25 protein-coding genes are annotated in these 25,638 nt (G+C 47.0%); 11 read left to right on the forward strand and 14 right to left on the reverse strand.

All coding sequences use genetic code 11. From position 1 onward, the window contains the following. Window positions 1-82: 82 nt before the first annotated feature. The 6 genes from GF401_19930 to rfaD are packed head-to-tail and all read right to left on the reverse strand — an operon-like array spanning window position 83 to window position 7,514. The gene (locus GF401_19930; protein ID MBD3347332.1) at window positions 83-1,435 is read right to left on the reverse strand and encodes a response regulator; all 1,353 of its coding nucleotides are present in this window, start codon (window positions 1,433-1,435) and stop codon (window positions 83-85) included. A 16-nt stretch (window positions 1,436-1,451) separates the two neighbouring features. Next, entirely contained in the window at window positions 1,452-2,723 is a 1,272-nt protein-coding gene (locus GF401_19935; GenBank protein ID MBD3347333.1) for a PAS domain S-box protein, read from the reverse strand. Next, entirely contained in the window at window positions 2,723-3,166 is a 444-nt protein-coding gene (locus GF401_19940; protein ID MBD3347334.1) for a hypothetical protein, read from the reverse strand. Before GF401_19940 ends, GF401_19935 begins: the two co-directional genes overlap by 1 nt. Further along, complete coding sequence (locus GF401_19945) at window positions 3,112-5,112, reverse strand: tetratricopeptide repeat protein (GenBank protein MBD3347335.1); 2,001 nt, start codon at window positions 5,110-5,112, stop codon at window positions 3,112-3,114. The genes GF401_19940 and GF401_19945 overlap by 55 nt, the downstream gene beginning before the upstream one ends. A gap of 41 nt (window positions 5,113-5,153) precedes the next feature. Beyond that, the gene (locus GF401_19950) at window positions 5,154-6,518 is read right to left on the reverse strand and encodes a DUF342 domain-containing protein (protein MBD3347336.1); all 1,365 of its coding nucleotides are present in this window, start codon (window positions 6,516-6,518) and stop codon (window positions 5,154-5,156) included. A gap of 12 nt (window positions 6,519-6,530) precedes the next feature. Further along, complete coding sequence (rfaD, locus tag GF401_19955) at window positions 6,531-7,514, reverse strand: ADP-glyceromanno-heptose 6-epimerase (GenBank protein MBD3347337.1); 984 nt, start codon at window positions 7,512-7,514, stop codon at window positions 6,531-6,533. A 209-nt stretch (window positions 7,515-7,723) separates the two neighbouring features. On the opposite strand from rfaD, the gene GF401_19960 reads away from it, so the two are divergent. Both GF401_19960 and GF401_19965 read left to right on the forward strand, forming a co-directional pair. Then, window positions 7,724-8,485: a hypothetical protein gene (locus GF401_19960; GenBank protein ID MBD3347338.1), complete on the forward strand. Its 762-nt coding sequence runs from the start codon at window positions 7,724-7,726 to the stop codon at window positions 8,483-8,485. Window positions 8,486-8,531: 46 nt separating this feature from the next. Further along, entirely contained in the window at window positions 8,532-8,792 is a 261-nt protein-coding gene (locus GF401_19965; protein MBD3347339.1) for a hypothetical protein, read from the forward strand. Here the strand turns inward: GF401_19965 and GF401_19970 are convergent. The 8 genes from GF401_19970 to GF401_20005 form a co-directional block, all read right to left on the reverse strand. Continuing rightward, window positions 8,789-9,889, reverse strand: a complete 1,101-nt coding sequence (locus tag GF401_19970; protein MBD3347340.1) for a hypothetical protein — start codon at window positions 9,887-9,889, stop codon at window positions 8,789-8,791. The genes GF401_19965 and GF401_19970 overlap by 4 nt on opposite strands. Before the next feature lie 10 nt (window positions 9,890-9,899). Further along, the gene (locus GF401_19975) at window positions 9,900-10,304 is read right to left on the reverse strand and encodes a YjbQ family protein (protein MBD3347341.1); all 405 of its coding nucleotides are present in this window, start codon (window positions 10,302-10,304) and stop codon (window positions 9,900-9,902) included. Between the two features lie 140 nt (window positions 10,305-10,444). Next, window positions 10,445-11,377 carry a peptidoglycan DD-metalloendopeptidase family protein gene (locus tag GF401_19980; protein ID MBD3347342.1) on the reverse strand — a complete coding sequence of 311 codons (933 nt, stop codon included), beginning with the start codon at window positions 11,375-11,377 and terminating at the stop codon, window positions 10,445-10,447. Window positions 11,378-11,615: 238 nt separating this feature from the next. Continuing rightward, window positions 11,616-12,917 carry a PAS domain S-box protein gene (locus GF401_19985; GenBank protein ID MBD3347343.1) on the reverse strand — a complete coding sequence of 434 codons (1,302 nt, stop codon included), beginning with the start codon at window positions 12,915-12,917 and terminating at the stop codon, window positions 11,616-11,618. Window positions 12,918-13,202: 285 nt separating this feature from the next. Further along, window positions 13,203-13,436, reverse strand: coding sequence for a PspC domain-containing protein (locus tag GF401_19990; protein ID MBD3347344.1), 234 nt, complete (start codon window positions 13,434-13,436; stop codon window positions 13,203-13,205). A 135-nt stretch (window positions 13,437-13,571) separates the two neighbouring features. After that, entirely contained in the window at window positions 13,572-14,702 is a 1,131-nt protein-coding gene (locus GF401_19995) for a PAS domain S-box protein (GenBank protein MBD3347345.1), read from the reverse strand. An 85-nt stretch (window positions 14,703-14,787) separates the two neighbouring features. Beyond that, window positions 14,788-15,162, reverse strand: a complete 375-nt coding sequence (locus tag GF401_20000) for a hypothetical protein (GenBank protein MBD3347346.1) — start codon at window positions 15,160-15,162, stop codon at window positions 14,788-14,790. Then, window positions 15,162-15,746: a DUF4416 family protein gene (locus GF401_20005; protein MBD3347347.1), complete on the reverse strand. Its 585-nt coding sequence runs from the start codon at window positions 15,744-15,746 to the stop codon at window positions 15,162-15,164. The genes GF401_20000 and GF401_20005 overlap by 1 nt, the downstream gene beginning before the upstream one ends. Window positions 15,747-15,965: 219 nt before the next feature. On the opposite strand from GF401_20005, the gene rsxC reads away from it, so the two are divergent. The 9 genes from rsxC to GF401_20050 all read left to right on the forward strand — a co-directional run bounded on the left by rsxC (window position 15,966) and on the right by GF401_20050 (window position 25,626). After that, a complete protein-coding gene (rsxC, locus tag GF401_20010) occupies window positions 15,966-17,303 on the forward strand; it encodes an electron transport complex subunit RsxC (GenBank protein ID MBD3347348.1) in 1,338 nt (445 codons plus the stop codon). Between the two features lie 25 nt (window positions 17,304-17,328). After that, the gene (locus GF401_20015) at window positions 17,329-18,411 is read left to right on the forward strand and encodes an RnfABCDGE type electron transport complex subunit D (protein MBD3347349.1); all 1,083 of its coding nucleotides are present in this window, start codon (window positions 17,329-17,331) and stop codon (window positions 18,409-18,411) included. Next, window positions 18,404-19,066, forward strand: a complete 663-nt coding sequence (locus tag GF401_20020; protein MBD3347350.1) for an RnfABCDGE type electron transport complex subunit G — start codon at window positions 18,404-18,406, stop codon at window positions 19,064-19,066. The genes GF401_20015 and GF401_20020 overlap by 8 nt, the downstream gene beginning before the upstream one ends. Continuing rightward, window positions 19,063-19,662 carry an RnfABCDGE type electron transport complex subunit E gene (locus GF401_20025; protein MBD3347351.1) on the forward strand — a complete coding sequence of 200 codons (600 nt, stop codon included), beginning with the start codon at window positions 19,063-19,065 and terminating at the stop codon, window positions 19,660-19,662. Before GF401_20020 ends, GF401_20025 begins: the two co-directional genes overlap by 4 nt. Then, window positions 19,659-20,273: an electron transport complex subunit RsxA gene (gene rsxA / locus GF401_20030; protein MBD3347352.1), complete on the forward strand. Its 615-nt coding sequence runs from the start codon at window positions 19,659-19,661 to the stop codon at window positions 20,271-20,273. The genes GF401_20025 and rsxA overlap by 4 nt, the downstream gene beginning before the upstream one ends. Before the next feature lie 51 nt (window positions 20,274-20,324). Continuing rightward, window positions 20,325-21,284, forward strand: coding sequence for an RnfABCDGE type electron transport complex subunit B (locus GF401_20035; protein ID MBD3347353.1), 960 nt, complete (start codon window positions 20,325-20,327; stop codon window positions 21,282-21,284). Between the two features lie 172 nt (window positions 21,285-21,456). Next, on the forward strand, window positions 21,457-22,062 hold the full coding sequence (locus GF401_20040; GenBank protein ID MBD3347354.1) for a hypothetical protein: 606 nt from the start codon (window positions 21,457-21,459) through the stop codon (window positions 22,060-22,062). Window positions 22,063-22,103: 41 nt separating this feature from the next. Beyond that, window positions 22,104-23,183, forward strand: a complete 1,080-nt coding sequence (gene aroC / locus GF401_20045) for a chorismate synthase (GenBank protein MBD3347355.1) — start codon at window positions 22,104-22,106, stop codon at window positions 23,181-23,183. A gap of 202 nt (window positions 23,184-23,385) precedes the next feature. Beyond that, window positions 23,386-25,626, forward strand: a complete 2,241-nt coding sequence (locus tag GF401_20050) for a PAS domain S-box protein (GenBank protein ID MBD3347356.1) — start codon at window positions 23,386-23,388, stop codon at window positions 25,624-25,626. Window positions 25,627-25,638 lie beyond the last annotated feature (12 nt).

A 25,638-nucleotide genomic window follows, 5' to 3' on the forward strand; every position in this document is an offset into this window, starting at 1 on the left:
TTTCACCTATAATGATATGGTTTATCGTAAGGTAAGTCAAGAAGATATATGAAGATATATAAGGATAATGCATTTAACCGAGTCAGCCGGGAGACAGGGCATATTCTTTGAGTTTGTTCCTGAGGGTCCGAATGGAAATATCCAGCATCCGGGCCGCTTTCGTACGGTTCTGGCTGCAATGTTCGAGTGTTCTGAGTATCAATTCTTTTTCTGCCAGCGCGACAGTCAGTCCGGGTTTAATATTAAATGCATTGGACTGTTTTTCCCGCGCATTTCCTTTGAATTCCAGAAGACCGTCATCGATCAGCCCCGACCTGGTCAAAACAACGGCACGTTCGATGGTATTTTCGAGTTCACGGATATTGCCGGGCCAACCATGGTCTCTGAGTTTCTCCAGAGCACCCTCTCCCAGGCCCTCAACACTGAATCCGTTTTCATCGTTATATTTTTTGACAAAGTGTTCGACCAGCTCAGGGATGTCGTCTTTTCGTTCCCGCAGCGGCGGGAGCAGGATATGAAATACATTGAGCCGGTAAAAAAGATCTTCCCGGAACCGTCCCTTGGCAACATCGTTGTCCAGGTCGCGATTTGTTGTCGCAACAACCCGCACATCGACCTCTATCGACTCCTCGCCGCCGACCCGGTTGATCTCCCGCTCCTGAAGCACTCGAAGCAGTTTTGCCTGCACTGTTGCCGGCATTTCCCCGATTTCATCAAGAAGAATCGTGCCGCCCGAAGCCAGCTCAAATTTCCCGGTTTTCTGTTTCATGGCCCCGGTAAAGGCTCCCTTTTCATGGCCAAATAATTCGGATTCGATAAGCCCCTCGGGAAGTGCCGCACAATTAACTTTGATAAAAGGATTCCGACATCGATTGCTGAGACAGTGAATCGACCGGGCGACAAGCTCTTTACCCGTACCCGATTCACCGGATATCAGAACCGTCGAACGGCTCGGCGCCACCTTGTCGGTAAGTGTTCTGATCTTTTCAACAGATTCATTCCTTCCCACATACATATACTGCTTTCTGAGTGCGGTCTTGAGCTGCTTGTTCTCCCTTACCAGCAGCCGGTACTCCAGTAACCGCTTGACCGAAAATTCCAGTTCATCGATAAGATTATTCGTTTTCTGGATATAATCATTTGCGCCCTTTTTCATTGCATCAACCGCAGTATTAACATCACCAAAGGCAGTTACCATGAGAAAAGGAATATCGCCGTTCATCTGCTTGATCTTTTCAAGAAGTTCGATACCCGACATTCCAGGCATTTTCATATCCGAGATCACAAGATCGAAAACACCACTGCGAAAACTTCTGATCGCTTCCTCACCATTTGCCGCAGGTTCGGGATCGTATCCCTGACGGCACAGTATTTCTATAATCGATTCCCTGAATAAAGAATCGTCATCAACAACAAGAATGTGCTCTCTGGCCATGAATTCTCTCCTCGTATTACGCTTCGGCTCGTGGCAAAAAGACTTTGAATGTGGTTCCCTTGTCCGGCGTGCTGGAAACACTGATATGCCCGGAATGGTATTCGACCATCTTCTTTACTATTGCAAGACCGAGACCTGTTCCGTTCTCCTTGGTTGTATGAAAAGGATCGAATATCTTGTTCATCCGTTCTTCTTCTATTCCCATACCGGTATCGGTGACGGCGAATGAAATGTACCCCCCCTGGCTCTCCGAAGACTGATCGACCGTAACCGTCAGGGTTCCTCCTTCCGGCATAGCCTGCACTGCATTTAAACAGAGGTTCATGACAACTTGCTGCAGTTTCTCGGGATCGGCACCAACAAGCAATTCCCCCCTGGAAGGCCACTCTTTTTGTATGGCAACGTCCTGCCCCCGGCGTTCTATTTCGATTTCCACAAAATCAATTATTTCATTTAAAAGCTCTTTCATGTTTATCCTGCGCAATTCAGCCTTCACAGGGCGGCAGTATACCAGAAGGTTGGATACGATACGATTCAGACGGGCCAGACCCTCGATAATTTTACTCACTGTTTTTCGTTGGGGGTCCTCCGGTTTCAGATCCCGCTCAAGAAGCCCCGCCCATACCCCCATGGCGCCGAGAGGGTTCCGGATTTCGTGGGCAACGGTTGCCGCCATTTCACCAACTGCAGCCATGGTTCGGGCCTGCTGCATTTCTTCTTCCAGCGCCTTAATCCGTGAAATATCACTGAATATCTCGACCGCACCCAGGAGTCCGGCTTTTTTCTCTTTCAGAATAGAGGTCTGATAGGAAACCGGTATGGGATTGCCGTCGTTAGCCCAGATAACCTTCTCATCCAGGGCCAATTCCTTGCCGCTCGACAAAGTATCAAGAAGCGTCGGCCCACCATCATCTCTGGTCTGGAAAAAATCCGCATAGGATTTCCCCACGACCTCATCGGGACTATAACCGGTTATATCCGAAGCGGCCTGGTTAAAGTGGGTGATCTTGCCCATTATATCGACACCGATCACTCCATTATTCATGCTCTCAAGGATACTGCTCAGGTAGGTCTGTATTTCTTCCTGGCGGGCCAGGCTGACCGCAAGCTCATCATTCTTCTTGTCGAGTTCAAGGTTTACCTTGCGAAAATCTTCCTGCATGGCTGCATAAGCTGCGCTCAGTTTTTCAGCCCGCTCCTGAAATTCGGTAAATGCATTTTGAAGAATGGAAATAGTTTCGGGTGACATATCCGAAATCGAATTCCGGGGATCTCCTTGTGATGACATCAGGTGTTCGAACCCTCCCTGGCAATGAGATGTTCCAGATAGGTCTTTAGCTGCTCTTCATTTTTTAAAAAGCTCTTTATGGTCTCTTCGGTCTGATCGAAAAGCGATGTAAGCTCAGCAGCTTCAGGCGCCCTGCTCAATTCAGTTTTGCGTTCCTGCCATTCTCCGATTGTGGGTTGTATCCGTTCCCGCTCCTGAGTAATGGCATCTAAAAGTTCCTGTTTTTCACCCATACCGCTCATTACCTGCGAAAGATCACCACGGGATAAAATTATCGAACTCAATGCTTTACTTACCAGGCCGTCAAGTTGACGGTACCATGTAAGCTGCCGGGCAAAGGAATCTTTCAATTCATGTATGAGCGCGGTATTATTCATAATGTGTATTTTTATTGCAAAATCGCCTGGTATTCGTGCTCCCAGATCGTATCTTCCATTTTCCATTTTGCCTGGCGGGCCCAGTAATCATCGGGGTACTTTCCGAGAAGATTCCGGTATGTTTCAATCGCCTTTTGATAATCCCGGGTGCTTTTATATATATTGCCGATTTGAAAAAGCCCCCAGGGAGTTTCCTGAAATTTGGAATATTTCCTCGTTACCTGTTTATAATATTTCATCGCTTCTTCATATTTTTTCTGTTGATAATAATAATCGGCAATTTTGTAATAAGAATCGGGAACCCGTTCATAAACCTTTTCCGATTCACCTTCCTCGATGGCTTTCTTGAAATTGGCAACTGCTCGTGAAGCATTATTAACTTCCAGATAGCAGGTTCCGGCTTTGTGATGGGCATAAACTTTGTCTGCGCCGTTGGCTGCAAGCACAGCCGCCTGGGAATAGGCATCGATAGCTTTTTTATGCTGTTCCAGATCGACATAGGCGTCGCCAAGATTTTCATAGGCCTTACCCGCCCACTCATGACTCCGATATTTTCTGATAAAACTGCGCAGTATTTTTTCGGCCACCGCCGACTCACCCTTTTCCAGAAAACAGAGCCCTTTCAGGAATAAACTCCGGCTTGTCAGGGGATGGGACGGATATCGATCGATAATCTGCTGGAACTGATTATCGGCATTCGTAAAGAGTCCCATTTTCAGGTAACACACCCCCACATCGTAAATACAATGAGCGGCAACATCAGCGGTAGGATAGGAGACCTGAACCTCTCTAAATTCCTTGATCGCCTTGTCAAAATTCCCCTTGTTAAATTCTCGGACCCCCTTCAGCATGGCCTGTCCGGGATCGGTCAGGGTATCCACAATCGTCATGGACAGCAACGCATCGATACGGACTTCAATAAGGTTGTAAGGAACCTCAGGACCGATCTTTTCGATTTCATCCCGAAGATGCTCTTCACCGATACCCTTGACATCAACAACAGGAACTTCGGCGGAGGGATCTTTCATCGCCTTTTTATAGAGGGCAATAAGCGCCCGGGATTCCTCTTTGCCGGCGCCATAATCGGTACTGTTGGTATATTTGGTTAAATGTTTAATTGCTTCGGCATAATTTTTTTCTTCACCGAGAATTTTGCCCAAATAAAAATGGGCGTTATAGCCAAGCTCAGGATAAGAAAGGGATTTCAGAAAATTGATTTTCGCCATTTGATTTTTTCCCTGGCGACGGCGAATAAGTGCGGCATAGTAATAGGCGCCTGGATGGCCCGGATGATAGCGCAGACACTGCTTTAAATGTTGAAGTGACTCGTCATATTTTTTCTCGCTGTATAAAAGGACACCCTGCTCAAATGCCTCCTCAGCTTTCTGCGAGACACCTGATGATTTTGACCGTCGCGGCGCCCGGGAACCGGAGCTGCTTTTGACAGGAGCCCCCGAAGCCTTTGATTCCGAAACCGTTTGCCCGGTTTCACCGGATGTTCCGGACATGCTCTTTCCTGTTACCCGTTGAATTAAATTATCAATCTTATTCTGCACACTGTCCCGTTCGGCAGGATCGCACGCCTGCTGGTATAACTGCAGCTCCATAATGGCTTTCTGATACTGACGGTCGGCTTCATAAGCGTCGGCCAAAAGCTTATGGGCTTTGCCCCACCCCGGGTTATAGGCAAGGGATTTCTTTAAATTATAAATAACCAGGCGAGGTCTGTTTTGCATTTTGCGAATTTCGGCAAGATGCATATAGGCGTTGTAATTATCGGGATAGGCAGCCAGCACTTTCCGGAACTCTTCAATAGCCCGCCCATGATCATTTTCCCTCTTGTATTTAATACCCAATCGATAGTGAATATAATCCGAAGCCTCTTCGGCAGTAACACTGCCCAAAGCGAAACACAGCAGCACGCATGCTGACAGCAGCGAGTAAAAATTTTTCCGTTTCTCCATTACCACAACCACCGCTCCTTTACCGACAAATGTCCTGATATGGACCATCTTACTTTTCGAAGAAGGTATTCTGCAATCAGATTATACCGCTACATAAATACTATTTTTTCATCTTCAACTGTAATGTGTATATTAACAGCCTCTTTTTTAATCACTTTCTCGTAAGTGCCGAACTGTATTACCGTTCCCGGATAAATTTTTCTGGCTTTTATATACGGACGGGGGAATGCCTCAATCCGGGTATCCAGTGTATCCAGCTGATGTTGCAGCTTGTTACACTTTATCATACATTCTTTTCGCTTATTCTTCAAGGTGTTAAAGCGGTCCAGCACATTTTGCGGTAATTCACCTTCGGTATCCATGTTTTCTTTTACGAGTTTATACATCATTTCTTTGGCCAATCCGGTTTTTTCGGAAACCTGAATCAACTGGCGCAAGAGCGAATGTTTCTGTTGGATCAGTTCATAAACCCCGCCGATATGAACTACTGTTTTTGTTTCGGCCGATGCACCGATCATAACGGCTTCAATGCCAACCCCGGCTTGAATCATTCCGCCAAACAGTGTTTTTGCCGTTACAACGTTTTCTGCCCGCAGGTTCGAATGAATAGCATCTTCGGCAATAATGATATCATTTCCCGCTTCGACGGTAAAATGTTCGATATGGCGGGTTTTTAGGGATCCATTGCATTTCAGAAGCCCTTTGTCGGAGCCGACCGCTCCACCCTTTATTTCCATGTCGCCCTTACAGGTGACAACAGTATCTTCGACACTCCGATCGATGATTATATCTCCTTCAGCTTCGACAGTAAATCCTGCCCTCACCGTTCCCCTGATAATCAGGTCTCCGGCAAAAACAATATTGCCGGTTGAATAGTCGATATTGGAAGTAATCGTCTTTTCATTTTTCACCTCGATTACATTCCCCTTCTGCAGCGACACCGCCCCATCAATAGAGGCTACCAGAAGGTCATGATTTTCGGGTGAAAATTCGGTCCCCTTTCCGGGATGGAGATAAGCATCCTTCGGCGCAGGTGCGGGAATCGGTTTTCCGGTCACCGATCGTCCTGGTTTACCCGACTCCGGAGGTATCCGCCTGGCAAGAGGGGTACCTTTGCTGACGTTAATGATAATTTGGAGATCTTTGTGATCAACCCGACCGTTCTCCAACACTTTAGGTTTTCTCTTCGCTGTGCTTTCAAACAGTATTTCGCACCGGCCGTCTTTACCGGGCTGCGGGTGAACTCCCCTCGCAATCTCAATCTTCCTATTGCATACCTTACCGGCAACCATCTTCCGAATAATTTCCTCGTTAATGCCGTAAACAACCGAATAGTCGGCAAGACGCTTTTTTATCGCCTCCACCGAGGGATAATCATTCTCCAGAATATCAGGAACAAATACGAATGCTTGAAGGCTGTCGGAAGAATGGGAAACAGAGATCGAATTCATCATGAAAAGTCCTGATTACTCAAATGTTGAAAGATATGCATCACGACACAGAAAATTAACGACGTAATCGTGGATCGAATCCTCCAGGCATCTGCACTCATAATCACATCCGGCATCACGAAGCTTCGTCAGATCAGCCTGAGTAAAATATTGATATTTTTTCTGCAAAGTGTCCGGCATGGGTATGTATTCAATAACAGTCTTTTTATCCAGCGCACCAAACAGTGCCCCGGCAACATCGTTCCAGGTGCGTGCCTTGTCGGTTCCAATGTTAAAAATGCCGTTAATATCAGGGTTATAAAGGAAATAAAGGGTCATCTCAACCGCATCTTTGATATAGATAAAATCCCGCTGCTGCTGACCATCCTTGTACCGCTTATCATACGATTTGAACAGGGACATAACCCCTTCATCCCGAACACGGGGAAAAGCTTTGTTGATAACGCTCCGCATATCACCTTTATGCGACTCATTGGGTCCAAAAACATTGAAATATTTCAAACCGACAATCCGGGAAAGCCAGCCTCGCCGTAAGGCCTGAAGATCAAAAAGGTGTTTTGAATACCCATACATATTAAGCGGCTTCAATGTCGCCAACGTGTCGTGATCGTCGGAATACCCCCTGCTTCCATCACCGTACGTTGCTGCCGATGATGCGTAGATCAGTCGAACTCTCGGGTGCTGCTCCCGCCAGAGTGCGATACGCAGAGTATACCGATAATTATTCTCCATTAAAAAACCGGCGTCCTTTTCGGTAGTCGATGAACAGGCGCCCAGATGGATGATCGCCTCAATCGAATCTCCGAAATCCCCCTTTTGGAGACTGACAATAAAATCGTCCTTGTCATAATAATCCAGATAGCGGAGGCCGACAAGATTTTTCCACTTTTCGGATGTATTCAGATGATCGACGACAAGAATATCGTCTCTTCCTTTGTTATTAAGGCTCCATACACATGCACTTCCAATAAATCCAGCTCCCCCGGTAACAACAATCATTTACCTGTCTCCCCCATGAATTTTTAAAAAAGGATGCATAATTTCCTCATTTGTGCTACAATCATTATATTAAACAGAACAATACCTGAAAAGGTAAAATATATTTCGAACCATTGCAACCACGATATATCAAAGTGAGTTCCAGTTAAATAGTATTTTAAATTTGTAAAGTAACATTTTCAACATTTTTCCCGATAAAGTACCGAACAATGAAATGTCCTCGATGTGGCCAGCCGTTCCATTCGGGCCCCGATTTTACTTTTTGTTCTTCCTGTGGATACAGCGATATGTCTGTCGACGAGTCGACACGACCACTCCGCCGTCTCGATTCGATCCCCTGGGAAGATGCCGGAAATTTCGGTATATTTAAAGCACTCTACCTTACCTGCAAAGAACTTCTGCTTAGTCCCGACACGTTCTTTTCAAAACTCGCCCTGTCATCTCAGACTAAAACAGCATGGCTCTTTGCTCTGATTACCGGGTCTCTGGCCGGCGTGATTGCGCTCATCTGGGAATATTTTCCGATCGGACAATCATTTCTTTACACCTGGTTTCCTCCCGAATTACTGGCCCAATCGAACACATCGGGAGTCTATCTTTTGCTGACCCCTCTCCTTGTTACCCTCGAGGTAGGAATACTCAGCCTCTACTTTCATTTCCTCTTTTTCATTTTCCGGGCCAAAGAACGAGCACTCCATAAGACGTTTGCCATTCTCTGCTACAGTCAAGTAAGTTCACTTGCAGTTATTATTCCTCTGGCCGGCGAACTGATCGGAGGAATCTGGTTTATCATCCTGTGTATTTCAGGATTCCATAAAGTGTATTCTATCTCCAGACTTCGTGCATTTGCAATTATTTTCGTGCCTTTTATTATAATGATCATTACGGCAGCTGTTTTTATCGCCTTTATGGCCCTGTTCGGTATTGTTTTCGGAGATCTTCTTAAAGAAATTTCAGGTTTATACCGATAGTTTTAATAGAATATGGTTTATCGATAGATTTATCAGGGGAACAGAAATGGCAAATACCATAAAAATGCTTCTTGATGTCAATATGCCGATATCGGTTCAGCTGGGACAAACCAAAATGAATGTCCGGGAACTTCTGGCCCTGAAAAAGGGAGGTCTGGTCCAGCTCAACCGGATGGCCGGTGAGCCGGTTGATGTCTTCATCGGGAGCAAACTTCTTGCCAAAGGAGAAATAACGGTTGTCGAAGACAAACTGTCGGTTCGTATCGGACAATTATACGGCGAGCGGGAAAAATTCAAACATCTCTAAAACGAAATGGCCAACGCCACCCGGATCGGTGAATACTCAATTCTATCGAATCTGAAAGAATAATCCAGCGAATATCGTTTGTAACGAACGCCCGCGCCGAGTGTCGGTATGCGATTCGATATACCGCCCCGGAAAGCGACCAGATCCCAGAACTCACCCTCAATTCCGGCATGCCAGGTCTGAGTATATTCCGCCATACCCTCTCCATCATTATCATGGCGATTGCCCCCTTCAATTAACGACCGGTGCATTGCCAGAGATACGATCCAGTTTCCCCATAAAAATCCTGACAAATCGCGATAAGAAATCCCGTAATGCTGGGTGTTGTAAACCGGTTCTTCGTAATTATAAGGCGAATGGACCCATACAATTTTTGTCGGTAACGCATTACGAATACTGACTCCGAGCCTGATTTCTCTGTTGACCGCTTTCTGTTTTAAATCGTAGTCGAGTCCCAGACGCACCAGGATCCCCGCATCGCAGTTGATATTGATCCCCATCCGAACCTTGTCCCCGGGACTGATGGTCTGCCAGAACGATTTGAAATTGCATCCTACGCCGATATCCAGGGGCAACGGAAAGCGCCCGATCCCCGATGACCGATTGATACCAAGAGCAAAAAGTTTTGCCACAGTCAACGTGACGATATGCTGATTATTTCGGAAATACTGTGTCGGTTGTCCGGAAGATCTGAGCGCGGGATTTTCCAAACGCTCATCATAGGCGCCTTGAAGCGTATCGTATTGCGGAATATGATCACTGAAAAAGGGGATATAGGATGCACCTACGTGAATATCCTGCTGTACCGGCACCTGCAAGGCCACCGCGCCGTGTTTTGATAATCCCCCATAGAGCAATGCTCCTTCGGTCCGTATCTGAATTTTTTTGACAAAGGCGATCGATGCCGGGTTCCAGTAGGCCGATGCTGCATCCAGTGATGCCGCCACACCCGCATCACCCATTCCTGCAACCCGGGCACCTACAGGAAGCTGATTCAACTCGGCAGTGTAGAGTATTGTATCACTCCCGGTTGCAGCCGCTGCACGAAATAAAAGAAGAAAACTAACTGCATAGAAGAAAAGCGGCAAGGGTTTCAAAACCAGACTCCTATTCACCCATACAGGTTACCATTACCCTTCGAGAACGGGCACCGTCAAATTCACAAAAATAGATGCTTTGCCAAGTGCCCAGTATAAGCTTACCATTTTTCACCGGAACTTGCACGCTCAGACCTGTAAGTGATGTTTTTATGTGACTGTCGGAATTACCTTCACGATGATGAAATTCCCGTTCCACCGGTACAAGGCTGCCGAGTTTCCATAAGATATCCCGTACAACATCAGGATCGGCATTTTCGTTGATTGTTACACCAGCGGTGGTATGCATGCTGGAAACCGTACAGATACCATCCGATATCTTTGAATTCCCCACAGCATCCTGAACATGGCTGGTAATATCTTTCATCTGATTTCTTTGCTGAGTTTTTACCGATACTTCCGTGTGAGTAACCATAGATAACTCCTTTTAAAGAAAGTTAAAAGTCGAAGGCGATGCACTGAGCTGGTATACTGAGCCTGCCGAAGTGTTGTAAGTCAAGATCCCGGAGACCGGAATCCAGCAGCCAACAACTCCAGGCCTTAGTGATTCTGTAATTAATTCACGATAGTTTCGACAGGGAGAATATAGTGCATGGGATTGACATGTCGTCCCATATTTCTGACTTCGTAGTGAAGATGAGGACCGGTGCTTCGGCCGGTGTTACCCATATAGCCGATAAGCTCTCCGCGCTTAACCGGATGTCCTTCAACAACGGAAGCCTGTTTCAGGTGAGCGTAGATCGTCTCATACCCGCTGCCGCTATGAGTGATTTTGACGACATTGCCAAAATCGCGTTTTGTACCCGAAAAACTGATGATTCCATCACCGGTAGCAAATATAGGAGTCCAGGTTTTATTAGCTATATCAACGCCTTCATGAAATGCCCGGTAGCCGAAGAGAGGATGTATTCGGTATCCATACCCGGATGTAATCCTTCCGACGCAGGGCCAGATCGATGGATGCTGGGACCATCGGTCATGCTGCCGGAATATGTAATGCTCCATCCGGGAAAAAGTCTTTTTCTGAAGGCCTATCTGATTAAAGAGCTGTGATATTTCATTCTCGATGTTATTAGCTTCCACCAATTTCGGATCAATCAACGATGCCATGATCATATCTTCGATTTTCGGCGGTCCGCCAACACCGGCTTTATGAATATCTTCTCCGATCGTGTTCATGCCGTACTCAAGCCGGGTCTTATCCTCGAAGGCAATCAGATGCTCTATTTCGCTGGAGCTTTCTTTGGTGCGCCGCTGAAGAAATTTTACAATCTTTATAAGATCACTGTTTTTTTTCTGCTCACCGGCAACGCCAAGTTTTGAATAGGCATAATGACCGACAACATAGATACATCGACCAAAACCGGCAAGTCCTCCAATACACAGAAGAAACAGGAGTATGGCGACTATATGAGGAATATATATACGACGACTCTGAACCAACGATGTAGAGTCGATTAGGAGAACTGACCAGCCCTTTTTTTTCATTCAGACCTTCTCGAAAATCACCTGTCGGCACTGTACTGCGGAACGTGGAGGCAATGGATTTTGAATTGAAACCTTGACAAAAGCGCACTTTTGCGGAAACAACAATCAAAACAGCACTGTAAAAATAGGATACAACCCCTTTTTGAATCAAGAAAACCTGTCATTGCCCATAATTCCCTTTTCGTGCTACTACCGGCATACGTTATTTTGCGCACCGACTGCTGTTGCAGCCGCGCCGTTAATCCGCCAGGGGGAAATAGATATCAAACTTTATTCCAACTCCCGACTCATTTGTAACTTCAATAAATCCTTTATGTTTTCTGATACATCGATAGATACGCAGTATTCCGGTATCGCCGTCTTCATTAAGTGTTCCCTGGAGATACTTCTGATCCAGATTTTTCATTTTGGCGAATTCGTCTCCCACAACTCCCGTAAATATCATTGTCAGAAGAACATAGGCGCCTGAATTGCTGATAACAGAATGCCCTTTTGTAAACGAGTCATCCACGGTAACATCTTTGGTGGCCAAGACGATGTCTCCCTTGTCCTTCATCATGGATGTCATTCTCATGGCCAGAGCGAGCATACTGTTTTTAAGCTCCATTGGGTCGCCCGATATGAACGGCTCTTCGGCATGATAAAACTGTTTGATCCGGATCCGATTTTTTACCGTCGGCTTTAACAATCGGGACATGGCCTGTACCATATCGTTAAAATCGACTTTTGTTATCAATTGCGTTCCTTCTTCGGCAAAAGCAAGCAACTGGGAGGTCAACTCGGCGGCACTCTGTGATGAAGCAATAATCGTATCGAGATATCGCCGCAAAGCGGGATCCTCGTCACCCCTGCGCTTCTGGAGCATATCGGCAAATCCGACAATGACTCCCAGCTTGTTATTTAAATCGTGTGCCATTCCTCCGGCAAAGCGCCCGATTGCATCCATCTTCTGAACATCGAACAAATGGTTTTGAAGTTCCCGCTTCTCTTTCTCGATCTGTTTATAATGGGTAATATCGTAAATTATCCCCTGGCTTCCTGCAAATGACTTTTCCTTGAAACTTTTACCATGCACACACTCGATATCATATGCCCCCTCGGCCGACATGATTCCGGTAACATCGCCCACAAGAACTTCAATTTTGCGTTTTTCTTTTGTTAAAAGCTGTATTTCGAGGTTCCTGGTCCGCCTTTCTTTTGTGCGGCGCTCATCGAAAAGACCGGGTGCTCCTTCACTGCCGGTAGCAACACCCTTCAGCAGAGGAAGGACATTCCCCCGCCCCACCCGTTTATACTCACGGGGAGGCATGATCATGGAAAAATGCCTGCCGATAAGCTCATCGGGTGAATAATGGAGGATCTCCTCTACCCCTCTATTAACAAAAGTAAAGAAACCGTCCGGATCGATTATATAGATTATCCCGGACGTTATGTTCATTATCCGGTCCATATCACATTTCAACCGGTCCCGCTCACTTTTCAGACTGCGATAATCGGCAATCAGATCCTGCATGTCCTTATTTACATATTCAACATCCATCAGAGCTGTAAATCTCCCTTTAATGCAATAGGCGCCATTATTATATTGTACACATACCGGAAAGGAATGTCAATTTTTCCCACTGTGATCAGTAATAATTGGAAGCGGCTGTTCACGGCTCTGTGCATATGAATGCCCACAGAATGAGCACAGAGGGTGAATCAAGGTACGAGATAAAGCAGACTTATCGCCCTGGGTAAGGCATATTAAAAAGGCGCCACAATGAAGTAGAACAATGACTCATGGAAGTCGGGAGGATGGCCGGAAGCCGGAATATCTTAACGCTCAGGCTGTCTTATTCTCTTCTTTGGTTTCTTCGCCGGCAGGTAATTCCGATTTATCGGGTATAATGATCCATCCAACAATATAAGCAATAACCAGAGGCCAGATACCGGTTGCAATACAGACAAATACAGCAACAAGACGGATAATCGTGGGATCAATCGAAAAATAATCCCCTAATCCTGCGCAGATACCCGCAATCATTTTATCACTTTCAAGGCGATAGATCCTTTTCATGCTTCCTCCTTAAAGACTATTTAAATTACGCCTGTTGTTTTTGAGAGACTCGGATGACTTATCGGATGACTTAAGAGTTAATAATATACAATATTAGTAAGGAAAAGCGCAGGAATCTCCAGGAAAAGAGCCTAACTACCAGGTACGAGCCGCCGCTTCGTTGACCTTGAACTGGAATTCGTTTTTGGAGATGAGTTTTATACAGGCATCAACTACCGTGGGATCATAGAGGATACCCCGATTTTTCTCAATTTCAGTAACAGCTTTTTCCAGACCGCAAGCCGGACGGTACGGACGGTGAGATGACATGCTTTCGACAACATCCGCAACCGAAATGATTTTCGCCTCCATACAGATTTCATCGCCCTTTAATCCGTGGGGATACCCGGAGCCATCGAGACGTTCGTGATGCTGGAGCACGATCTGTCCGATCGGCCAGGGGAAATCGATGTATTTGATTACATCATACCCTGCCTCCGGATGGCATCTGATAAGTGAAAACTCATGGTGTGACAGGGCGCCGGGTTTATTGAGTATTTCGGCAGGAACATAAACTTTCCCGAGATCGTGAATCACCCCTGCCATGCGGATCGCATCGATAGTATCCTTGGGCAGGTTCATTTCAGCAGCAATAGCCCGCGCCAGATCGGTCGTTCGCTGCTGATGTCCGGCCGTGTAGGGGTCACGTTTTTCGACTGTTAAGGCCATCGCATGGATAGTCCCTCCTACTGCACGACGGAGCTTTCGAAGACTGTAATTGAGTTTCTTTTCGGTCTGTTTATGTCCGGTAATATCCTGGCCTATTCCCAGAATTCCGATAACCTTACCGTTGCCGTTGAATCGCGGGGTCATGGTCAGCTTGATCCATATCGGACGACCGTCTTTTGTGCGTTCGACAACATCACAGGAACATGCTTCTCCATGAGTCATAATATGCTTGCGGGTTTCATCAATAGCTCGCCTGGTCAGGACATCGTCGCTCTCGTATAAAATATCCACTTTCTTTTTACCCACCATTTCCTCGGCAGTATAGCCGAGAAGATTTTCCGCCCCCGAGTTCCAGTAAACGATATTCCGATCGAGATCTGTTGCGACGATAGTAATTGTTGAAGATGTCTCGAGGATGTTGCTTAAAAATGAGGCCGTACCCAGAAGCTCGTTTTGAAGCTTGGATTTGTCCTGTTCAAGGTGCTTGACTTTCTGTTTTAATTCATCGAGTGAGTCATTCTGCCGGGTCTTAGCCGTCTTTCCTTTTGACATAACCATACACCTTCATTATCAAGTATACTTCCTGGGCGGGCAATATTTGGCAGTATGATTGTATACTGTTTAAGCCGCCGTGTCTACTTTTTTATAAAAAATTACGGACCACAGTCCGAATAACATCGATGAGTATGATCAGACAGAGGGTCGATTCGACGATCATCAGGAAACGCAGGTTTTTCAGCCTGCTCCGGAACAGCCAGACGGTTAATGAAAGAGCAATAAGAATAAACCCATACATTTTGAAGACTTTATCATCTGCCAGAATAAGAAGAAGGATATCGGCTATATAGAATAATGAGAGGATTCCCATGGCAAGGGGGAATTTGCTCTCCTGAACCTTTTCGGGATCCTGATCGACCAGGGAAAGGATCCTGTCGGGCATAAGAAGCCCGATAATTTCCGCGGCAGCCGCGGCAACAGAACAGCAAAGGAGAAACACGCTGTAAACAGGACCGCTCATTACTGCTCCGCCGGCGGTTCTCTGAGTTCTTTAACAAGCCGGGCCCGGGCTTTGGCGAGAAAGGACTGAAATTCCGGTTCCCGATAGTCCGGATAGGTCCATGAAAAATATCGATACTTTCCCTTCCGAAAATGGAGCGTCACTTCGGCATATATTCCCTTTGCCAGATATATCCTGTGAAAAAAATCTTTGGTCGATGCCAAAACGAGTTTGTCTCTTGCCAGAAATCCAGGATCGAGATTGATGCATCTTTTATCGGAGCGAAGAAATTTGCTTTCAAGTGAATTGGTATAGGTTTTTATTGTTGCCAGACAATCCCTTTCGATAACTCCGGGAAAAGTAACATAGAGTTTCTGAAGATTACTTCCCATCTCTTTCCGGTAATAATCGGTAAAATTATCAAAGGAAACCGGACCATAACTGAAATCGGTTTCTCCCCATTTCTTTTTAAGGTATTTCCATAAGCGATCAATCTCAGCGTCTTTTGAACAGGTAATTGCCAGAAAAAGTTTAACCGGCTGAGGACGGACTGCAGCTCCCATATACCGCTCCATGACAAAGGTGGATATCAATATATAACTCATTTAAATATATTAAATTATAATCGTAATCCAAAAGAGAAAATTTTTATTTGTGGTTTGACGGTAGTTGTTAAATCACCTATTTTCAATGGGGTCAATCTTGACTTGGACCCCGGGATAGAACTACTTTTTATGTCATTTTTCAACATAATTAACCACATTTATACACTCACAAAGTACCCAAATTTTATTTTTATAGATTGATTAGAAGAGGTATGCATATTGTTCGGAAAATTTAGCTTTAAAGGCGGAGTTCACCCTTCACACTGCAAGGATCAAACAGCCTCTCTCAACATAGAAACCCTTCCTGCCCCGGAAAAAGTCATTATTCCTTTATCGCAGCATATCGGCGCACCGGCAAAGATAGCGGTTAAGCGCGATGATATGGTTAAAATCGGTCAGGTGCTTGGGGAAGCCGGCGGTTTTGTGTCCGCTCCGGTGCATGCATCGGTCTCCGGAAAAGTCGTATCTGTGGGGCCCTTTGCTCATCCATTGGGCAAACAGGTGACAGCGGTGGAAATCGAAAACGACGGTAATGATGATACCGTTGAATTCACACCTCTGCCCACTCCCTGGCGTGAGGCGGCACCTCAGGAAATCGTGCAGAAAATTTCAGCAGCCGGAATCGTGGGTATGGGAGGAGCTTCCTTTCCCACTCATGTAAAACTTTCACCGCCCAGCAACAAGCCAATCGATACGGTTATTATCAACGGTGCCGAGTGCGAGCCCTATCTGACCGCAGACCACCGGCTTATGCTCGAAAAAACCGAAGAAATGCTGTGTGGAGCCATGATCATTAAAAAGATTCTGGGCGCATCGAAAATATGGATCGGAATCGAAGAGAACAAACCCGATGCAATAGCGGTAATATCCGAAAAGATTGCTCAGGATAAATTCAAGGAAATTTCCCTGGCAAAGCTGAAAGCAAAATATCCCCAGGGTGGAGAAAAACAGCTTATCAATGCTGTAACCAAACGGCAAGTACCATCAGGTGGCCTTCCGATGGACTGCGGCTGCGTTGTTCAGAATATCGGGACGGCCTATACGATCTGGGATGCTGTCTGCAACGGCAAACCACTCTATCAACGGGTGGTAACGGTCACCGGTTCCACGATCAGAAAACCGGCAAATCTTCTGGTCCGTATCGGCACACCGATCAAAACGCTCCTGGAACACTGTGATATCGATTACGATTCAACGCAAAAGGTGATTATGGGCGGTCCTATGATGGGCCTGGCGCAATCGGACTTTACTGCACCGGTCATCAAATCCACCTCAGGAATTCTGGGCTACAAAACATTAACTACAGGCGTAAGAGAGTACGATTGTATCAGTTGCGGCAATTGCGTCAAAGCATGTCCTATTCATCTGGTACCCTCGTATCTGGCAAAATATGTACAAAAGGGTCTGTACGAAGATGCCATGACCTGGAACATACTCGACTGTATGGAATGCGGTTCATGCGCCTATGCATGTCCGTCAAAGATAAATCTGGTCCACTATATGAAAGTGGGCAAGTTTCACGCAATGGGTATTAAAAAAGAAAAAGAGAAGAAGTAACGTTTTAGCTGGAAAGAAAAAAATAATGTCGTCAGAGCAAAAGCTTCTTCATATTTCAACATCACCGCACACAAAATATCAGGAAACCGTTCCATCGATAATGCTGAGTGTCTGCCTGGCACTCATTCCTGCTTTTGCGGCATCGATCTACTTTTTCGGGCTACGAGCGCTGGTTTTGACCGTTGTCTGCGTTGTCACATGCCTGGCCACGGAATGGGTGATCGTGCGGGTGCTTCTCAAACGGCCGTCAACACTGGGTGATTTCAGTGCGCTGGTCACCGCCATGCTTCTTGCATTCAATCTACCACCCGACCTTCCACCCTGGATGGCGGTGATAGGTTCGATTTTTGCCATCGGGGTGGTCAAGTGGGCATTCGGCGGTCTGGGACATAACTTTATCAATCCCGCGTTGGCCGGACGAGCCTTTTTGATGGCTTCCTATGCCGCGCCAATGACGATCTTCGGTCCCCCGAGAACCGGGACAATGAGCGGCCTCTCGGAATCAACCCTTGCGTCGTTAACCAATAAAGTCGATGGCATTTCAGGGGCGACTCCGCTCCCGGCTTTCAATAAAATCATGGAACTGCTGCGGAATGAAAGCACACAGGCATCCGAGCTGCAGTTTCACATAATCGATTTTCAGGAAACAATTTCTCATCTTTTTTTCGGCAACGTGGGCGGCTGTATCGGAGAAACATCGGCCGCAGCTCTCATCCTGGGCGCAATATTCCTCTGGTATAAACATATCATCGGGCTCAGGGTTCCGGTTCTTTTCATCGGAACAGTGTTCCTGCTCTCATGGATATTCAACGGCACCGGCTCGTTTTTCACTTCCGAAGCGCTCTTGATTCCCGTATACCAGATATTCGCTGGCGGTCTGATGCTCGGCGCCCTGTATATGGCTACCGACATGGTCACCTCACCGATTACCCCTATGGGCAAAGCGATCTTCGGTATAGGATGCGGTCTGTTGGCTTTCACTATCCGTAAGTTCGGGGGCTATCCCGAAGGAGTGTCCTATTCGATTCTCCTGATGAATCTTGCCGTACCCATGCTCGATCGGTATAACCGGCCGAAAATCTACGGAAAGGTACATACGAATGCTTGACATAATCAAATTATCAGTTGTTTTAACCCTGGTGGCTGTCGGCTCGGGCCTGGTTGTCGCGCTCACCTATTCCAATACCAAAGAAGAAATCCAGGCGCAACAGCAGCGCAATCAGCTGGAAGCCCTTCAGGCGGTATTCCCCGAGGGGATTAATATTGAAGAAAAAGAAGGTTCCAAGCCTCTTCCCGAACAATACTGGGTAGCAAAAGCTAACGATTCGATTGTCGGGTATGCATTCAAAGAGAGCAGCAAAGGTTATGCAGGCGATATTCAGATCATGGTAGGCGTCGATCTTCAGGGAACAATCCTGGGACTTAAAGTCCTCTCTCATAAAGAGACCCCCGGCCTGGGCGACCGAGTCAAAGAAACGCCGTCAAAAAAATATCTCTGGACCGCATTTTCGGGGCAATCGGAAAAAAGCAACCCCTGGTTCACCGAACAGTTCGAAAGTCTGAATGTGTATAAAGAGATCGGGATCAGTAAGTCCGCCGAGTATCATACTTTGCCGGAAAAGAAGAAGGAAGCTCTGGAAGAAGCGAACAACGTAACGGCAATAACCGGTGCGACAATCTCGACCCGAGCAGTAGTAACCGGCGTTACCCGGGAAATTCCGTCATACCTGAACCATCTCAAATCAAACGGGAAAGCGCAATGATCAAAGAAGAACTCAAACGAGGCATAATCACCGAAAATCCGATTCTTATCCTCGCCCTGGGTCTCTGTCCGGCCCTTGCAGTGAGCACATCCCTGCAAAACGGCCTCGGCATGGGCGCGGCGGCAACCTTTGTGCTGATCTGTTCAAATATTATCGTATCGCTGATCAAGAAATGGATCCCCGAAAAGGTCAGGATCCCTTCATATATCGTGATTATCGCCACCTTCGTGACCATTGTCGAACTAACCATGAAAGCCTACCTTCCCGAGCTCAATGCTCAGTTAGGAATATTTGTTCCCCTAATCGTGGTCAACTGCGTAATACTGGGCCGTGCCGAAGCCTTTGCATCCAAGAATAATTTAATTAAATCAGTTGTCGACGGCCTTGTTATGGGGCTGGGTTTTACGGTGGCTCTCTGTATTTTAGCCATTATACGGGAGATTCTTGGAAGCAACAAGCTCTGGGGTCTGAAAGTCATTCCCGGATTCAAACCCGCGACTATTTTTATCCTGGCTCCCGGTGGATTTTTCACAATCGCCCTGGTCATGGCACTTACGAATTATTTCCGTCAGAAAAAGGAAGATGCTGAAAAATGAGTGTTAATATTATCAGTCTTGTCCAGATTGCCATAGCCGCTGTTTTCATCAACAATTTCGTGCTCTCCCGTTTTCTGGGCCTCTGCCCCTTTTTCGGGGTTTCAAAAAAGCTGTCGAGTGCAATCGGCATGGGCATGGCGGTGGTCTTTGTTATGACCGTGGCATCGATGATCACCTGGATTATTTTCAATTATCTTCTTGTTCCACTCGATGTCGGCTATCTGCGAACGATAGTTTTCATACTGGTCATAGCATCATTGGTACAGCTGGTCGAAATGGCCCTTCAAAAGTTTTCTCCGGTACTGTACGAATCTTTGGGTATCTACCTGCCCCTTATCACGACCAATTGTGCCATCATGGGGGTAGCTGTTCTTAATGCAGGTATAAATGATTTTACCGGTCAACCGTATACATTTATTGAGAGCCTGGTAAGCGGAATTACATCGGGTATTGGTTTTACCCTGGCATTGGTTCTGATGGCCGGTATCAGAGAAAAGCTCGAACTGGCAAATATCCCAAAGCCACTGCAAGGGCTTCCCATCGCCTTTGTAACAGCCGGATTGATGGCGATTGCTTTTCTGGGATTCTCCGGGCTCAATTTTTTCAAGTAAACAAGGAGCTATCGCGTGATTGAATCTATTTTGCTTGTTGGCGGCGTAGGCATGTTTTTCGGCATAGGCCTCGGCATAGCTTCCAAAAAGCTCGGTGTACGGGTCGATCCCCGAATTTCACGGATTCAGGATGTCCTTCCTAATGCTAACTGCGGCGCCTGCGGATATCCCGGCTGTTCGGCTTTTGCCAAAGCGGTTGCAGAAGGCAAAGCCGATCCTACCGGCTGTATTCCCGGCGGTTCCAAAATTGCCAATCAGATCGCCGAAATAATGGGCGTGTCGGCTTCCGAGACCGAACCGATGATGGCGGTAGTTCACTGCAAAGGCGGAAAAAAAGAAGCCGCCGAGCGGGCGATCTACGACGGCATTCAGGATTGTCACGCAGCGGTTCTGGCCGGCAATGGTGCAAAAGTCTGTCCCGACGGTTGCCTGGGCCTGGGGAGTTGTGTTGCTGCCTGTCCTTTCGACGCTATTTATATCAATGATAACGGCGTTGCTGTCATCAAGCCCAACAAATGTACCGGTTGCGGTAAATGCGTGAAAGCATGCCCCCGGAATATTATCGAACTCATTCCCCGAATTCACAAAATATTCCTCGGATGCAACAACCACGACCGGGGTGCAAAAGTTAAAAAATACTGTTCAGTCGGCTGTACCGCATGTACGCTCTGCGTCAAAGCAACTCCCTCAGGGGCGATCCAGATGGAAAATAACCTGCCCAAACTCGACTATGAACAGAACGAAAACTTTGTTCCGGCCGCCTACAAGTGCCCACAAAAATGCTTTATTGATCTGGTAAAAGCGCGGCCCAAGGTTAATATCAGTCCTCAATGCGACGGCTGCGGCGAATGCATTACCGTCTGCCCGGTCAAAGACGCCATCACCGGCGAAAAGGGGCAGCGACATGTGGTTAACAAAGAAAAATGCATCGGCTGCGGTATCTGCCTCCACCATTGCCATGTCCATGCGATATCGCTCTGGGGAGGACTTGGGTATAGTAAATCGAAGTAAAAAATAGTCAAAAGTGATGTACTGAACTGGTACCCTGAGCCTGGTTGAAGTGGTGCTGAAGTGTCGAAGGTACGTTTGTTTATGCGGTTCGGATTGGGTGTTCACTCTAATTTAACCCGTTATCAGTAAACAGTTTAATTGAGGTCCGACCCCGCTTTACAATTAGCCCTATCTGTATCATCCAATTCATAGAGCCACCTTTGATCTTTCGCCCTTGGTGGGAAGCAATTATTTTTTGAGAGTGAATAATCTAATTTTTATCGGATTCGCATCATGCGGAAAAAGCGCAACAGCGTATGAAATTGCCAAAAGGTTAGGATTGAAATTTGTCGATCTGGACAAAGAAATTGAAGTACGCTACTATTTGTCGCACAATAAAGAGTTGCACTATCGCCAGATTATCCTTCAGGAAGGGGTCGAATGTTTTTTGCATCTTGAAAAGACGGTGCTCGATGAATTCTTGCGATGCAGGGATTGCGTAATTGCGCCGGGCGGCGGTGCGCCGATGAACGAAGAGAACCGTGCGGTCCTGGCACGCCTCGGAACCATCGTGTACCTGAAAACCGAGCCCGATGTATTACTCGAACGGATGCAAAGCAAGGGATTGCCTCTGTTCCTTAATGGCCAGGCGGACATCAACCATCTACAAACGATCTGGCAGGAACGTCACGGAGTCTACCAACAGCTGGCACAATGTACGATTGAGAACTCCTTACTGTCGATCAGCGAAACCGCCGAGGCGGTCATCGCTGCCTTAAAACACAATATGCTGCTGTAGCAGACTAACCATAATACCCTCTAACCGGAGAATGCAATCACATGGGAAACAGTTTCGGAAATTCATATCGTGTTACTACCTTTGGTGAATCACATTGTAAGGGAGTCGGCTGTATTATCGACGGGTGCCCAGCCGGAATGACCTTACATGCCTCCGATATCCGGAAGCAGCTCAACCGGCGCCGTCCGGGCCAGAGTGCGATCTCGACCGAACGTGCGGAAAAAGACCGCGTCATACTCTACTCCGGGGTTGAAGGCGACAAAACGCTGGGGACTCCGATTATGCTCGTCGTACACAATGAAGATCAGCGGCCGGGAGATTATTCGCAGATGCTCTCTGTTCCGCGCCCCTCCCATGCCGATTATACCTATCAGATGAAATTCGGCATTCGCGCTTCAAGCGGCGGTGGGCGTGCATCCGCCCGCGAAACAATCGGTCGGGTATGCGCGGGCGCAGTGGCCGAAAAGTTCCTTTCCGAAACGTACGGCACAGAAATTGTCGCCTGGGTCAGTTCGGTGGGGGACATCCAGGCCCCGATGCCCGAGATCGATACCCTGTCCCGCGAGATCGTCGACACAACGGTGACCCGCTGTCCCGACACCGATACCGCCACCCGGATGGAACAGTTGATTGCCCGGACCAAAGAAGAAAAGGATTCGATTGGTGGCTGTGTCATGTGTGTGTGCCGCAATGTTCCGCCGGGACTGGGAGAGCCGGTGTTTGATAAGCTGGAAGCGCTGCTGGCCCATGCGATGCTGTCATTGCCCGCAACAAAGGCCTTTGAGATCGGCTCCGGATTCAAGGGCACAACAATGAAAGGCTCCAGCCATAACGATATGTTTGTTAAAAAGGGTGACAGCCTTGGTACAGCAACCAACTACAGCGGCGGCGTTCTGGGCGGGATCTCAAATGGTGAACCGGTCGTGTTTCGAGTTGGATTCAAGCCGACTGCTACGATTGGAAAAGCCCAAAAAACCGCCGATTTCAGCGGTAAATCGACAGTCCTGGAAGCCCGGGGACGGCATGACCCCTGTGTTGTCAACCGCGCGGTTCCAATCATAGAAAGCATGGCCGCACTGGTACTCGCAGATTGTGCGCTACGACAACAGAGCAGGCGATAACTCACTAACGCCAGAAAATCAATAAAAGTCCGTCCTCACCCGCCACAAGTCAATGCCCTCCTCCCTTCTCGTTTAACTCAAGAATTCAGTTTTGGTATGAGTATTGCTCATTAAATTAATTGCACAACAAAATGGGATCACTCCATTTCAGGCCGAGTGTCGGAGAAGGCACCAGAACCATAAAACGGCAGGAAAATTTAATATGTCTGCCATAAAGAATAACACCGCCCAGATTGCACAAACCTGGAACAAGGAGCATGCCCGTTTTTTCATCGAAAACTTCATTGGAATAGCCTATCAGCTCAAACCAAAGATACCACAACCGATATTTTTTCACGGCACTGTCGAGGAAATCACCGGTTATGCGGTTGCCGATTTTATTGAGGGGAGAATCCACTGGATCGATCTTGTTCATCCCGATGACCGAGAAAGATTTGACAGTGAGGCAAAACGTCTGATGACCATCCCAGGCCATGTATCGAACGGCGAATATAGAATCTATACACAAACGGGTGAAATACGATGGCTGCAGGACATTGCGCATGCCATCCGTGATGAAGACAACAAAATAGTTTTCCTCCAGGGTACCATCTACGACAAAACGCCCCAGAAAAAGGCTGAAGAAGCACTACTAGAGAGTGAAACGAAATACCGTACTCTTTTTGAAAATGCCGGTGACGGGATTTTTCTTATGGATAGCAATACTTTCATTGACTGCAACGGACATGCATTGAAAATCTTTGGTTGTCGGTTTCGAGACCAGATTATTGGACACAGTCCCTATGAATTTTCTCCCCCCCTGCAGGCCGACGGCCGGGATTCCCGCAAGCTTGCGCTTGAGCATATTGTGGCAGCCCTTGAAGGCTGGCGGCAATTTTTCCAATGGACTCATACCAGACATGACGGTACATCTTTTCCGGCTGAAGTCAGCCTGACAAAAATAGAAATACAAGGCAAAACGCTTGTACAGGCCATTGTAAGAGATATAACCCAACGGAAACAGGCGGAGGATGAAAGAGAGCAGACATTGGCGATACTTGAGGCTTCGCTTGCTCAGTCGCCCTCAGGCATACTGATCGCCGATATTCCTGATGTCACTATTCGATGGGCCAATGAGGCAGCTATGGCTATTCGTGGCAAAACCACATTGCCCCTTAAGGGAATCGATGTCACCAGACACTCGGCAAGCTGGCAATTGTATCACCCCGACGGCACCCCCTATCCATCAAAAAAATTGCCCCTCTCGCGCGCTGTTCTCAAGGGTAAGGCTACTCATAATGAAGAAATCATAATCCGTGATGATAATGGACGAGACCATTGGGTGTCGGTCAATGCCGCTCCGGTCAGGGATAAATGTGGACGAGTTATTTCCGGCATTGTTGTGTTCCTCGAGATCACCGAACGAAAACGGGCCGAAAAGGCCCTGCGTGAAAGTGAAGCCAGGATAAACAGCATCTTTCGAGCTGCACCGATAGGTATCGGTGTTGTCTCCAACCGCGTGTTCACCAGGGTAAATGACAAATTTTGTGATATGGTCGGCTATTCCCGGGATGAACTTATTGGAAAGAACAGCAGAATGCTTTATCCTACGATTGATGACTATGAGGAAGTCGGCAGAGTTAAGTATAGAAAAATCTCTCAACAGGGTACTGGTGCTGTTGAGACCCGATTCAGGCGAAAAGATGGCAAAATTATTGAAATACTTCTCTCTTCCACGCCATTAGACCCAAATAACCTTCCAGCCGGTGTCACTTTTACAGTGCTTGATATCACAGCACGTAAAGAAGCGACTGAACGTCTGAAGGCATCACTAAGAGAGAAGGAAACACTCCTCCAGGAATTATATCACAGAACAAAAAATAACATGCAGGTAATATCCGCTTTTCTGGAACTCCAGGGCATATCATCGGATAATCCCGAAGTATTACGAATAATACGGGAGAGTGGAAATCGCATTCGCACTATGGCTCTTGCGCACGAAAAGCTCTACAAGAGTAAAAGTCTTACTCGAGTTGATATGAAGTCCTACATTACCGATGTCGTTCACCTCCTTGCAGCAAGTTTCGATATTTCTGAATCCCGTATCAATATTGAATTCAATGTTCAAGAGATTGATAGTTTAATCGATATCGCTATGCCCTGTGGTTTAATTCTCAACGAGCTGGTCTCAAACTGTTTCAAGTATGCATTTCCAGAGGGACGTCGGGGACGAATTAATATCGCGCTGCGAAGGCTTGGGCCTCATTTGCTGGAACTGACCATTGCCGACAATGGCGTTGGAGTACCCCCCGGATTCGACATTATGAATACTTCAACCCTTGGTATCTCTGTGGTTCAACAAATTGTCAAAAGCCAGCTGCGTGGTTCACTCCGAGTCGAAACGGATAAGGGCCTGCGGTGGATTGTCCATTTCCGGGATGACCTTTATGATGAACGTGTATAATAGATTCCTTTT

This window comes from Chitinivibrionales bacterium (assembly GCA_014728215.1).
GTDB lineage: Bacteria > Fibrobacterota > Chitinivibrionia > Chitinivibrionales > WJKA01 > WJKA01.